12 protein-coding genes, 1 tRNA gene and 1 pseudogene are annotated in these 11506 nt (G+C 67.6%); 9 read left to right on the forward strand and 5 right to left on the reverse strand.

Features of this window, described 5'->3' with window-relative positions:
• Positions 1–143 precede the first annotated feature (143 nt).
• Entirely contained in the window at positions 144–1544 is a 1401-nt protein-coding gene (locus HL653_RS09155) for a M20/M25/M40 family metallo-hydrolase (RefSeq protein WP_171744254.1), read from the reverse strand.
• Between the two features lie 256 nt (positions 1545–1800).
• Entirely contained in the window at positions 1801–3525 is a 1725-nt protein-coding gene (locus tag HL653_RS09160) for a fatty acyl-AMP ligase (RefSeq protein ID WP_253718020.1), read from the reverse strand.
• 166 nt (positions 3526–3691) lie between these two features.
• Between HL653_RS09160 and HL653_RS09165 the strand changes: the two genes are divergently transcribed.
• From HL653_RS09165 to HL653_RS24585, 6 genes and pseudogenes are all read left to right on the forward strand, one after another.
• A complete protein-coding gene (locus tag HL653_RS09165) occupies positions 3692–4228 on the forward strand; it encodes a regulatory protein RecX (RefSeq protein WP_171744256.1) in 537 nt (178 codons plus the stop codon).
• Positions 4229–4409: 181 nt separating this feature from the next.
• Positions 4410–4934, forward strand: a complete 525-nt coding sequence (locus HL653_RS09170; protein ID WP_253718021.1) for a cold-shock protein — start codon at positions 4410–4412, stop codon at positions 4932–4934.
• Positions 4931–5422, forward strand: coding sequence for a DUF192 domain-containing protein (locus tag HL653_RS09175; RefSeq protein WP_171744258.1), 492 nt, complete (start codon positions 4931–4933; stop codon positions 5420–5422). The genes HL653_RS09170 and HL653_RS09175 overlap by 4 nt, the downstream gene beginning before the upstream one ends.
• A 75-nt stretch (positions 5423–5497) precedes the next feature.
• The gene (locus HL653_RS09180; protein WP_171744259.1) at positions 5498–5893 is read left to right on the forward strand and encodes an NADH:ubiquinone oxidoreductase subunit NDUFA12; all 396 of its coding nucleotides are present in this window, start codon (positions 5498–5500) and stop codon (positions 5891–5893) included.
• A complete protein-coding gene (gene mlaD / locus HL653_RS09185; RefSeq protein ID WP_171744260.1) occupies positions 5890–6387 on the forward strand; it encodes an outer membrane lipid asymmetry maintenance protein MlaD in 498 nt (165 codons plus the stop codon). The genes HL653_RS09180 and mlaD overlap by 4 nt, the downstream gene beginning before the upstream one ends.
• Before the next feature lie 206 nt (positions 6388–6593).
• Positions 6594–6827, forward strand: a pseudogene (locus tag HL653_RS24585) (DUF2155 domain-containing protein); the annotation flags it as partial.
• Between the two features lie 32 nt (positions 6828–6859).
• On the opposite strand, the gene aat reads toward HL653_RS24585, so the two are convergent.
• Genes aat through HL653_RS09205 form a run of 3 tightly spaced genes read right to left on the reverse strand, consistent with a single transcriptional unit; the run spans position 6860 to position 8750 of the window.
• Positions 6860–7603, reverse strand: coding sequence for a leucyl/phenylalanyl-tRNA--protein transferase (aat, locus tag HL653_RS09195; RefSeq protein ID WP_171744261.1), 744 nt, complete (start codon positions 7601–7603; stop codon positions 6860–6862).
• A 53-nt stretch (positions 7604–7656) separates the two neighbouring features.
• Positions 7657–7845, reverse strand: a complete 189-nt coding sequence (locus tag HL653_RS09200) for an oxidoreductase-like domain-containing protein (RefSeq protein WP_216599966.1) — start codon at positions 7843–7845, stop codon at positions 7657–7659.
• Positions 7842–8750: a LysR family transcriptional regulator gene (locus tag HL653_RS09205; protein ID WP_171744263.1), complete on the reverse strand. Its 909-nt coding sequence runs from the start codon at positions 8748–8750 to the stop codon at positions 7842–7844. The genes HL653_RS09200 and HL653_RS09205 overlap by 4 nt, the downstream gene beginning before the upstream one ends.
• A gap of 94 nt (positions 8751–8844) precedes the next feature.
• Between HL653_RS09205 and HL653_RS09210 the strand changes: the two genes are divergently transcribed.
• From HL653_RS09210 to HL653_RS09220, 3 genes are all read left to right on the forward strand, one after another.
• The gene (locus HL653_RS09210) at positions 8845–9726 is read left to right on the forward strand and encodes an aldo/keto reductase family oxidoreductase (RefSeq protein WP_171744264.1); all 882 of its coding nucleotides are present in this window, start codon (positions 8845–8847) and stop codon (positions 9724–9726) included.
• A gap of 394 nt (positions 9727–10120) precedes the next feature.
• Positions 10121–11170, forward strand: coding sequence for an aspartate-semialdehyde dehydrogenase (locus tag HL653_RS09215; RefSeq protein WP_171744265.1), 1050 nt, complete (start codon positions 10121–10123; stop codon positions 11168–11170).
• A gap of 167 nt (positions 11171–11337) precedes the next feature.
• A tRNA-Trp gene (locus HL653_RS09220) sits at positions 11338–11413 on the forward strand.
• Positions 11414–11506 lie beyond the last annotated feature (93 nt).

The following is an 11506-nucleotide window of genomic DNA, read 5'->3' on the forward strand; positions in this document are numbered from 1 at the left end:
CGTTCTTCTTTCTCTGGCGTTTTCAAGAAGAAGGACGGTGCTTCGACAGGCTCAGCAGGAACGGGAATGGGGCGGTGGCCTATTTCGCAACCCCTCCCTGCAAGGGAGGGGGGCCTGTTGTCTTTCGCCTCCGGGGCGTGGGTTCACTTCCCGTCGGCGTAGGCCTTGACCAGATCGGTCAGGAAATCGCGGCTCACATAGGCCGATTTCACCGCGTGGCGCTCGTTCAGGCCGTGGGCGCCGTTGCCGTCCGGGTCGCCCCACGGGCCGGGGACGCCGTAGGTGGGGATGCCGACGGGGGCGAGATAGGTCGCGTCGGTGGCGCCGGTCGACATGGTCGGGATCAGCGGCACGCCGGGGAAATAACGCGCGACCAGTTTCTCGGCCGGGCCCATGATCTGCGGGGTCAGCGGCGGCACCACGGCGACGGGGCGCAGACGGCCGACCATCGCCACCTGCAGCTTCGGATCGCCGATCGCTTTTTCCAGCGCGGCCTTGGTCGTGTCGCCATCCTCGCCCGGCGCGATGCGGCAGTTGATCGTGGCGACGGCGCGCTGCGGCAGCGCGTTCACGGCATGACCCGCCGCCAGCATCGTCGCGACGCAGGTGGTGCGCAGCATCGAATTATAGGTGCGGTCCGCGATCACGGTCGCCTCGGCGGCCTTGTCGGACGGGTTGGCGGAGAGCGCCGTCATCGCCTTGCCCAGATCGTCGCCGCGCGCCGCGCCCGCCTTGGCGAAGAAGGCCTTGGTGGTGGCGTTGAAGCGGATCGGGAATTTATACGCGCGCACCTTCTCCAGCGCGTCGGACAGTTCGTAGATCGCATTATCGTCGATGGGGATCGAGCTGTGGCCGCCCGGATTGGTGGCGGTCAGCTCGTAGCTGCGGTTCGATTTCTCGCCCACCTGCATCGATTGGGTGATGATCTTGCCGTGGCCGTCCGTATCGCCGCCGCCGCCCTCGTTGATCGCGAATTCGGCCGCGATCAGATCGGGCTTGTTCTTCGAGAGCCACTCGGCGCCGTTCATCCGCGCGCCCGATTCCTCGCCGCAGGTGAGCGCCAGCTTGATCGTGCGCTTCGGGCGATAGCCCTCCTTCTTGAAGCGCATGAACATATCGACCCAGATCGCGTCCATCACCTTCATGTCGGAGGTGCCGCGACCATAGAAATAGCCGTTCTCCTCGATGAATTTGAACGGATCGCGCTCCCAATCCTCGCGCTTGGCATTCACGACATCGAGATGGCCGAGCAGCAGCATCGGCTTCGCTTTGGCATCGCTGCCGGGCAGCATCGCGACGAGGCCGCCATCGAGCGGGAATTTGGGATCGGTGAAGAGGGTGATCTGGCTGTCGCTGTAACCCGCCGACTTCAGGTGGCCGGCGATCTTCTCGGCGAGCGCGGTGCAGCTTCCGGTCGCGACCGACGTGTCGGTCTCGATGAACTCCTTGTAGAGATCGCGGAAGGCGAGCTGGCCCGGCGCCTGCGCGTGCGCCGTGGTTGCGAGCAGAAAAGCGCCGAAAGTGGCGAGTGCGGAACGTGTCATCAGGCCGGAAACCCCCATCAGGAACGGGGGCAGGCTAGGGGCGGCTTTCGGGCGCTGTCAAACCGGCAAATCCTCCCTGAAGGGAGCGTCGCGAAATTCGCTTTTCCTGCCGTTTGCACTGAGCCTGTCGAAGTGCCGTTCTTCTTTCCCCGTTTCAAAGGAGAAGGACGGTGCTTCGACAAGCTCAGCACGAACGGGTTGTTGGCCCTGCCGATCCTGCAACGGGGCTCATGACAGCAAAAAACGACTGTGCAGATCAGGCCGCCAGATCGTAGGGCTGGATCTCGCCCGACAGATACAGGTTGCGCGCCTTGGCGCGGCTGAGCTTGCCGGACGAGGTGCGTGGCAGCGTCTTGGGCGGCACCAACTCGACCACGCAGTTCATGCCCGTGATCGCGCGCACGCGCTCGCGGATCTCGTCGCGCAGGCGCGAACGCTCCTGGGGATCGCTGGTACGGCACTGGACCAGCACGGCGGGCGTCTCCTCGCCGCCGGGCGTGGTGATGGCGAAGGCGGCGATGTCGCCCGCCTTGAAGCCCGGCAATTGCTCCACCGCCCACTCGATATCCTGGGGCCAGTGGTTCTTGCCGTTGATGATGATCATGTCCTTGGCGCGGCCGACAATGTAGATGTAGCCGTCGCTGATGTAGCCCATGTCGCCCGTATCGAGCCAGCCATCGACGAGGCAGGCGTCGGTCGCCTCCTGATCGCGGAAATAGCCGACCATCACGGGCGCGCCGCTGCACCAGACCTTGCCGATCGCACGCTCGGGCAGGGTGCCCCCATCCTCGTCGCGGATCTGGATCACGATGTCGCGCACGGGCTTCCCGCAATTGACGATCGCGCGGTAGCGCTGCGGGCGATCGAGCGCCTCGTCGCGGCTGCCGGACAGTTCGGTTTCCTCGACCAGCTCAACGACGATGCCCTCGCCCGGCGGCATGATCGAGACGGCCAGAGTCGCCTCGGCCAGACCATAAGAGGGCAGGAAGGCGGTGGACTTGAAGCCGGCTTCGGCGAACGCGTCGACGAAGGCCTGCATCACGTCGGGACGGATCATGTCCGCGCCGTTGCCCGCCACGCGCCAGCGCGACAGATCGAAGCGGTCCGACGCCTTCGTCTGGCTCGACATGCGCCGCGCGCAGATATCGTAGCCGAAGGTGGGCGAATAAGAGAGGGTGGTGCCGGGATTGCGGCTGATCAGATCGAGCCACGCGAGCGGACGGCGCGCGAAATCCTCGGTCTTCAGATAATCGGTCGAAACCTGATTGGCGACCGGCGACAGCAGGCAGCCGACCAGCCCCATGTCATGATACCAGGGCAGCCACGAGACGCAGCGATCGCCATCCTGCACGCTCATCCCGATCGAATGGGCGGCGAGGTTCGACATCAAGGCGCGATGCGTGATCGCCACGCCATGCGGGAATCGCGTCGATCCGCTGGAATATTGCAGATAGGCGATGTCGTCCGGCGACGCCTGCGGCAGCGCGATATCCGGCGCGGGCAAAGCGGACTGCGCGGCATAGGAACGCGCGGTCACGCCCTTCAGCAAAGCGGCGGCCTCGGCCATCGCCTCCAGCTCGGCCGGATAGAGAAGCAGGATCGGATCGGAACTGCCGAGCTGCACGGCCAGCTGATCGATATAGGCCTCACGCCCGCCGAACGAGGTGGGCAGGGGCAGCGGCACCGGCCAGGCGCCCGCATAGATGGCGCCGAAGAAGGCGGCGGCGAATTCGGTGCCCGTTTCGGCCAGCAGCGCGATCCGGTCGCCCGGCTTGATGCCGGCGGCGAGCAGCCCCCGCGCCGAGACGATGGCGTCCGCGCGCAATTCCGCGAACGGGTAGGGGCGAACCAGCGTGCCGCGCGGATCGTGGAAGTTCAGGCCGCGCGTGCCGCCCGCCGCATAATCGAGCGAGGCGCCCAATGTCGGGAAGTCGGCATAGCGTCGCGGCAGGCCGTCATCGCTGGGGGTGCTGCGGAGAATCGCTGCGTCGTCAGCCCCACCGTCTTGATCAAAGGTCTTGCCCGAACTCACTCTCTGGCAGCTCCAAAAAAAATCCCGCCGGGCGCAAGCACCCGTGTCACCAACCTTTAACCTATAATCGGCGGCGCGTTCTAAATTCGACAGCCTTGTGGCACAAACGTGGCGAATGAGACAGTCCACCGCATCCAGGCAGCGCCGAGGAACCCGTTCGCTGGATGCGAAAGGGCTGGAGGCGCTCGCGCTGCGCTATGTCGGCCGCTATGCCACGAGCCGCGCGAAACTGCGCGATTATCTGCTGCGGAAGATCGGGGAAGCGGACTGGGCGGGGGAGGCCGCGCCCGATCCCGACGCGCTCGTCGCCCGGATCGCGGAACTGGGCTATGTCGACGATCGCGCCTTCGCGGAGCAGCGCGCGGCCGCGCTCGGCCGGCGGGGCTATGGCGCGCGGCGCATCGGCATGGCCTTCCGCGCGGCGGGGATCGAGGCGGAGGATGGCGAAGAGGCGCTCGCCTCGGCGCGGGAGGGCGCGCTGGATGCGGCGCTGGCTCTGGCGCGGCGCCGGCGCGTCGGGCCCTATGCCGCCGAACCGCTCGACCGTCCCGCGCGCGAGCGGGCGATCGCGATGCTGGTTCGGGGCGGACACGATCCCGGCCTCGCCCGCCGCATCGCGATGAGCGAACCGGGCGAGATTCCAGAGACTTGAAGACCTTGCCTCACTTTTGGCGTTTTTAGGCCGGAGACTTTCCCTTATCGGGGACGCCTGCTAAGCTAACACTTTGTAGGCCTCTCCGGCCTCTGTGAAGGAATGCCCAAGTTCCATGAGTGACGACGAGGCGGGCCGGGGGCTCGCGACGGGAGTGGATCTGGACGAGGCTTCCCCAGCTATGGCGACGGGGGAAACGGTCCTCTGCGTCAGTGGTTCCGTCAAATGGTTCGATGGAACGCGCGGCTTCGGCTTCATGGTCGGGGACGATGGCGAGGGCGATGTCCTGATTCACTTCTCGGTGCTGCGCGAACATGATCGCCGCACCCTGCCGGAAGGCACGCGCGTCGTGTGCGAAGCGGTGGAGCGCCAGCGCGGCATGCAGGCGCGCCGCATCCTGAAGATCGATCTGTCGACGGCGATCGGCCCCGATGCCGACATGATCGCCAAGAAGAATGCCGACCGCGTCGATCCGATGGCTCTGCTCGCGATCGCCGGGCCGTTCGAGCCGGTGATCGTGAAGTGGTTCAACCAGATCAAGGGCTATGGCTTCGTGCTGCGCCCCGGCACGACGCAGGACATCTTCATCCATATGGAGACGGTCCGCCGCGCCGGGCTGGGCGAGATCGAGCCCGATCAGCCGCTGCGCGCGCGCATCGCCGACGGCCGCAAGGGGCCGCTCGCCGTCATTGTCGAGGGTGCATGATTCGTAATCTTCGTGCGGTGGGCGCCGCGTTGCTGATCGCCCCCGTCTGTGCCGCGTTCGTCCCGATCGCGCCTGTTGTGTTTGCTCCGGCCGCCGCCGAGCCGGCCGCCTCCGCCCAGTCGCTGCGGACGGTGCCGCTGAAGATCGGCGGGCAGGGCAAGGTCCGCACCTTCACCGTGGAGGTGGCGACCACGTTCGAGCAGCAGGAAACCGGCCTCATGTATCGCAAGACAATGCCGGCCGATCACGGCATGATCTTTCCGATGTCGCCGCCGCGCCCGGCGACCTTCTGGATGAAGAACACCTATCTGCCGCTCGACCTGATCTTCATCGGGCCGGACCACCGAATCGTCCGCATCGCCGAAAATGCCGTGCCCCTGTCGCTCGACCTGATCGACTGTCCGGAGCCGGCCGCGGCCGTGCTGGAGCTGAACGGCGGCGCGGTGAAGGCGCAGGGGATCGCCGTCGGCGATCAGGTCCGCTGGTAAATTTGCGATCGATGGCGGCCGTTCGTGTCGCACCCGGTTGCACAGGCGCCCGGTAAGCGGCTAAGCGCCCTGTCCATGTCTGCGCTGATGAAGATCTTCACCTGGTGGGAAGGTGCCACCATCGGCACCCTCCTGTACAGCCGCCGCAACGGCCGCTCGGTCGGCACCGATTCGCTCGGCAACGCCTATTTCGAGGCCAAGAAGGCCACGAACGGGCTGACCCGTCGGTGGGTGATCTACAAGGGCTCCAACGATGCGAGCCGCGTGCCCGCCGAATGGCATGGCTGGCTGCATCACACGACCGATCTCGTCCCCGATGCGCTGCCGCCGGCGCGCGTCTGGGAGAAGGAAACGCTGCCGAACCTGACGGGCACGCTCGGCGCCTATCGCCCGGCCGGCGCGCTGGAGCGCGGCGGCAATCGCGCGGCCGCGACCGGCGATTACGAGGCCTGGAGCCCCGGCAACCCATGAGGGGCCTTTTCCGCGAGAATGCCGGCGAGGCGATCGTCGGCCTTCTCGTCGTGATCCTCGCAGGGGTCTTCATCCTCTTCGCCTGGGATCGCACCGGCGGCGGTAGCCATGCGGACGGCTACAAGGTCACAGCGCTGTTCCCCAATGCCAGCGGCGTGAATGTCGGCACCGACGTGCGCGTCTCGGGCCTGAAGATCGGGAGCGTGACCGGCCAGAAGCTGGATCCGCAGACGTTCCAGGTCGCGATCACGATCGCGCTGGACCCGGCGGTGAAGCTGCCCGCCGATTCGAGCGCGGCGATCACGTCCGAAGGCCTGCTCGGCAGCACCTTCGTCGCGCTGACGCCGGGCGGCTCCGAAACCCCGCTCAAGAATGGCGACACGATCACCGATACGCAGGGCGCGATGGATCTGATGGCGCTGATCGGCCAGTTCATCAACAAGCCCTCCGCGCCTGCCGGGGGCGATCAGGGGGCCACGGGCGCCAAGCCGTGAGGATCGGCCGATCCGGCGCGCTGGCGCTGGGCGCGATCCTCGTGGGCGCGATCGGCCTCGGCGCCGCGGTCGCGGTCCAGTCTCCCGCGAACGGGAATGAGACGGCGGCGCTCGCGCCCGATGCCGCGCTCGCCAACGAATCGGCGCCCGCCGCCAAGGCCGCGCCCCGCACGCCCACGCCGCCTTTGTCCAAGAGCGACACGCCGATGGCCGAGCGCGTCGCCGTGCTGGGGGTGCTGAACAAGCGCGACGGCGTCTCGCGCGACATCACGCTGAAGCCGGGCGAGGCGCGCCGTATCGGATCGCTGATCGTGCGCCTGCGCGCCTGCGACCAGACGGCGGACTGGGAGCCGGAGCAGCTGACCGGCGCGTTCGTGCAGGCCGATCTGCACGGATCGGACGGCCAGTGGCGGCGCATCTTCTCGGGTTGGCTCTACAAGGAGAGCCCGTCGCTCAACGTCGTCGAAAATCCCTATTGGGACGTCTGGCCCAAGAGCTGCACGATGCGGCACGCGGACGTGGGCCCGGCGACCGTCTCGGCCGGATCGGCATCGGGTGCGGCACCGTCGAGCGCGAAGAAATCGGCGGACCCCGCCGCGACGACGCCCGCCGCCGAGGCGGCCGAGCCCAAGCCCAGCGCGGCATCCAACAGCACGACATAATCGGCGCGCGCGATCTCGATCGCGCCCATCGTGGCGAGATGGTCGGTCTGGAACTGGCAGTCGAGCAACTGGAAGCCGCCATATTTGAGCCGCGCCACCAGATGCGCGAGCGCGACCTTCGAGGCATCGGTCGCGCGGCTGAACATGCTCTCGCCGAAGAAGGCGCCCCCCAGCCGCACGCCATACAGGCCACCGACCAGCCGGCCCTCGGCAGGATCGCCTTCCCACGTCTCGATCGAATGGGCGTAGCCGCGCGCGTGCAGCTCGCCATAGGCCAACTCGATCTGCGGATTGATCCACGTATCCGGCCGCCCCGGCGTCGCCTCCGCGCACATCGCGACCACCCGCCCGAACGCGCGATCCGCCGTGGTGGTGAAGCGGCCCGAGCGCAATGTCTTGGCGAGGCTGCGCGAGAGGTGAAAGCCGTCGAGCGGCAGCACGCCGCGCTTCTTCGGCTCGACCCAGAAGACGTCGTCCGTCTCGCGGCTGTTCGCCATCGGGAACACGCCGACGGAATAAGCGCGCAACAGCAGGTCGGGGTCCAGCTCGGCCATGCGGCCAGTCTAACCCTTAACGCACGTCCATTCCACCGGCGACACGATGGCGTTCACCAATTCCGCCAGGGTGTCGCATCCGGAATGGAGGGGGGCTCCAGCCCGCGCGCCAGCATCGCGGCGCGCCAGCGGGCGAGCGCCTCGTTATAATAATCGAAGATGCACGGCGAGCAGCCCCGGCCGCAGCAGGCCCATGGCTCGGGACGGACGGGAGGGGGAGGAGGGACGGTGCCGTCCGTCATTCCCATGTCCCCTGCGCGCGGACGAAATCGACGAAGGCGCGGAGCGGGGCGGGAAGGTAGCGGCGGCCCGGATAATAGAGGAACGGGCCCGAGAAGCTGTCCCACCAAGGCTCCAGCACGGGCTCCAGCGCGCCGCTGTCGAAATAGGGTTGCAGCCATTCCTCGAACAGCATGATGACGCCGCTGCCCGCCACCGCCGCGCCGACCGCGAGATCCACCGCCGCGCCGATGCGGACCACGAGCGGCCCGGTCGGATCGATCCGCACCACCTCGCCCTCGCGCTCGAACTCCCACACCGTCATCGCGCCGCTCGCGTGGCGGGCGGCGAGGCAGGCATGATCCAGCAGATCGCGCGGATGATCGGGGCGGCCTTGGCGTGCGAGATAGGCGGGGGCGGCGGCGGTGGCGAAGCGCTGCGTGCGCGGGCCGATCGGCAGCGCGATCATGTCCTGCTCCAGCCGCTCGTCATAGCGGATGCCCGCATCATAGCCGGCGGCCAGCACGTCGACGAGGCCGTCCTCGGCGGTCACCTCCAGCCGGATGTCGGGATAAGCGGCGAGGAAGGCGGGCACGATGCGCGGCAGCACCAGCCGCGCGACGACCACGGGCACGTTCAGTTTCAGCGTGCCGATCGGCCGATCGCGGAAGCCGTTGACCACATCCAGCGCCGCCTCGACCTCGCCCAGCGCGGGGCGGAGCCGATCGAGCAGCATCGCGCCCGCCTCGGTGGGCGCCACGCTGCGCGTCGTGCGGTGGAGCAGGCGCACGCCCAGCCGCGTTTCCAGCCGGCGCACCGCCTCGCTCAGCCCCGACGCGCTGCCGCCGGTCGCGCGGGCGCCCTCGCGAAACCCGCCCGCCTGCGCCACCGCGACGAAGGCGGTCAGTTCGCCGAGATCGCTCGCCATTGTTCGCTCCTGCGCACGACCTGTACGGATTGTGCGATATTATCGTGCGGTGTGAGCCTGTCTATATGCGTTGTCACCTTACAGGAGACTCTCCATGACCCATCTCGGCACAGCTGGCACGTTCCCGCTCGGCGATCGCACCGTGAAGCGCATCGGATATGGCGCGATGCAACTGGCGGGGCCGGGCGTGTTCGGGCCGCCGAAGGATCGCGCGCAGGCCGTGGCGGTGCTGCGCGCGGCGGTGGAGGCGGGCGTCGACCATATCGACACCAGCGATTTCTACGGACCGCACGTCACCAACCAGATCATCCGCGAGGCGCTGCATCCCTATCGCGACGATCTCGTCATCGTCACGAAGATCGGCGCGAAGCGGGGCGAGGATGCGTCGTGGAATCCGGCTTTCTCGGCCGAAGAGCTGACAAGCGCGGTGCATGACAATCTCCGCAATCTCGGCCTCGACGTGCTGGATGTCGTGAATCTGCGCCTGATGTTCGGCATCCACGGCCCGGCCGAGGGATCGCTGGAGGCCCCGCTGACCGCGCTGGCCGAACTACAGCGGCAGGGGCTGGTCCGCCGGATCGGCCTCAGCAACGTGACGCCCACGCAGATCGAGGAGGCGCGCGGCATCGCCGAGATCGTCTGCGTGCAGAACCAGTATAATCTCGCGCACCGGGAGGATGATGCGCTGGTCGCGGCGCTGGCGGCGGAGGGCGTGGCCTATGTGCCCTTCTTCCCGCTGGGCGGTTTCAGCCCGCTGCAGTCGGACGCGCTGTCCGATGTCGCGGCCTCGCTGGAGGCGACGCCGATGCAGGTGGCGCTGGCGTGGCTGCTGCAGCGCTCGCCTAACATCCTGCTGATCCCCGGCACGTCGTCGCTCGGCCATCTGCGCGAGAATCTCGCCGTCGCCGATCTGGTGCTGCCGCCGGAGGCGGTCGCCACGCTCGACGGGATCGGAAGCAAAACCTCCGCGCTTTGAGGGGGCGCCTTTCGGCGCGAGGCGGCACCGGCCCGCTCCCCAACCGATCTCCCAATCAGTTCACTCTGTGGGAGGTTGGGTAGGGAGCGGTCCGATGCCGCCCCGAATGCGCTTTCGTGCATTTCGCAAACAGAATCCGCTGCGCAATGATAGAATCGGGCGGAATGGCGGGGGTGTTATTTACATGCGCGATTCCGCCCGCTAACGGGCGCTCCATGTCCGCTGCCGCACCCAAAGCGATTAGCATCAAGCCGACCCGCGCGAGCGGGGCGGTCCGTGCTGCGCTGGGGGTTTCCCGCTAAGCGCACCGGACATCAGCCCCGCCGAAGCGCGGGGCCGATCCTACCGGGATCAACGACCTCCGCGCCTCCGCACACTTCAGGAGACGCATTTCATGACCAACTTCCGTGGCCGCGATGGCCTTCCCAATGTCGGCGTCGTCGGCGCGACCGGCCTCGTCGGCACGATGATGACGAAGCTGCTGGCCGAGCGCGATTTCCCGCTCGATCAGCTGCGCCTGTTCGCCTCGGCCCGTTCGGCCGGCTCCACGATCCGCTTCCGCGATCGCGACGTGGTGGTGGAGGATGCGTCGACCGCCGATTTCGCCGGGCTCGACATCGTGTTCTTCTCGGCTGGTGGCAGCACCTCGAAGGACCTCGCGCCGAAGGTGGCGGCGGCGGGCGCGATCGTGATCGACAACAGCTCGGCCTGGCGTTCCGATCCGGAGGTGCCGCTGGTGGTGGCCGAGGTGAACCCCAAGGCGCTGCGCAACATCCCCAAGGGCATCGTCGCCAATCCGAACTGCACGACGATGGCGGCGATGCCGGTGCTGAAGCCGCTGCACGAGGCGGCGGGCCTGAAGCGCCTCGTCGTCAGCACCTATCAGGCGGTGTCGGGCGGCGGCATGGAGGGCGTCGAGGTGCTGCGCGACCAGATCGTGGCGGGAGCCGAGGGCTGCGAGGCGCTGGCGATGGACGGCGCGGGCGTCGATCTCGGCCCGGTGAAGAAGTGGGCAGTGCCGATCGCCTACAATGTCGTGCCGCTCAATTATGTGCTGGGCGAGGACGGCTATACCGAGGAGGAGCTGAAGCTGCGCGACGAGAGCCGCAAGATCCTCGATCTGCCCGATCTCACCGTTTCGGGCACCTGCGTGCGCGTGCCGGTCTTCTCGGGCCATGCGCTGTCGATCAATGCCGAGTTCGAGCGGGCGATCTCGGTGAATGCCGCGCTGGCCCTGCTGGAGGATGCGCCGGGCGTGGTCGTCACCGAAGTGCCGAATCCGCTGGACGCCACGGGCCACGATCCCGTGTTCGTCGGCCGCGTCCGCCCCGATCCGACGGTCGCGAACGGGCTGGCCCTGTTCGTGGTGGGCGACAATCTGCGCAAGGGCGCCGCGCTGAACGCGGTGCAGGTGGCCGAAGTGCTGGTGGCGCAGAAGGGCTGATCCTGTCGCGCTCCTGCGAACGCAGGAGCCCAGGGTTTTCGGGCGCCGTTGTCCGAAGCTCCGGGCTCCCGCGTTCGCGGGAGTACTTTCCAAAGTTCGGCGGTCGCTCCGGATAGACGCCCTTGCGCACCGCCGCCCCCGCCGCTATGCGCGCTCCACCTCTGCGGAGGAGTGTAGCTCAGTTGGTAGAGCATCGGTCTCCAAAACCGAGGGCCGTGGGTTCGAGTCCCCCCACTCCTGCCATTTTCGCCTGATCTTTCCCCGAAAGGGGGCCCCGGCGAAATCGTGTTCGAGAATGCGTCCGTGGCGCTGGTGCGGTCTGCGCATGCGCTCTTC

It is taken from the genome of Sphingomonas sp. AP4-R1 (genome assembly GCF_013113735.1).
In the GTDB taxonomy this organism is placed as follows: Bacteria; Pseudomonadota; Alphaproteobacteria; order Sphingomonadales; family Sphingomonadaceae; genus Sphingomonas_I.

Coding starts and splice junctions, on each gene's coding strand:
- HL653_RS09200 (WP_216599966.1), bottom strand. CDS start 7,845: ATGACGGACGGCACCGTCCCTCCTCCCCCTCCCGTCCGTCCCGAGCCA.
- HL653_RS09175 (WP_171744258.1), top strand. CDS start 4,931: ATGATTCGTAATCTTCGTGCGGTGGGCGCCGCGTTGCTGATCGCCCCC.
- HL653_RS09205 (WP_171744263.1), bottom strand. CDS start 8,750: ATGGCGAGCGATCTCGGCGAACTGACCGCCTTCGTCGCGGTGGCGCAG.
- HL653_RS09155 (WP_171744254.1), bottom strand. CDS start 1,544: ATGACACGTTCCGCACTCGCCACTTTCGGCGCTTTTCTGCTCGCAACC.
- HL653_RS09165 (WP_171744256.1), top strand. CDS start 3,692: ATGAGACAGTCCACCGCATCCAGGCAGCGCCGAGGAACCCGTTCGCTG.
- HL653_RS09210 (WP_171744264.1), top strand. CDS start 8,845: ATGACCCATCTCGGCACAGCTGGCACGTTCCCGCTCGGCGATCGCACC.
- HL653_RS09180 (WP_171744259.1), top strand. CDS start 5,498: ATGTCTGCGCTGATGAAGATCTTCACCTGGTGGGAAGGTGCCACCATC.
- mlaD (WP_171744260.1), top strand. CDS start 5,890: ATGAGGGGCCTTTTCCGCGAGAATGCCGGCGAGGCGATCGTCGGCCTT.
- HL653_RS09170 (WP_253718021.1), top strand. CDS start 4,410: ATGGCGACGGGGGAAACGGTCCTCTGCGTCAGTGGTTCCGTCAAATGG.
- aat (WP_171744261.1), bottom strand. CDS start 7,603: ATGGCCGAGCTGGACCCCGACCTGCTGTTGCGCGCTTATTCCGTCGGC.
- HL653_RS09215 (WP_171744265.1), top strand. CDS start 10,121: ATGACCAACTTCCGTGGCCGCGATGGCCTTCCCAATGTCGGCGTCGTC.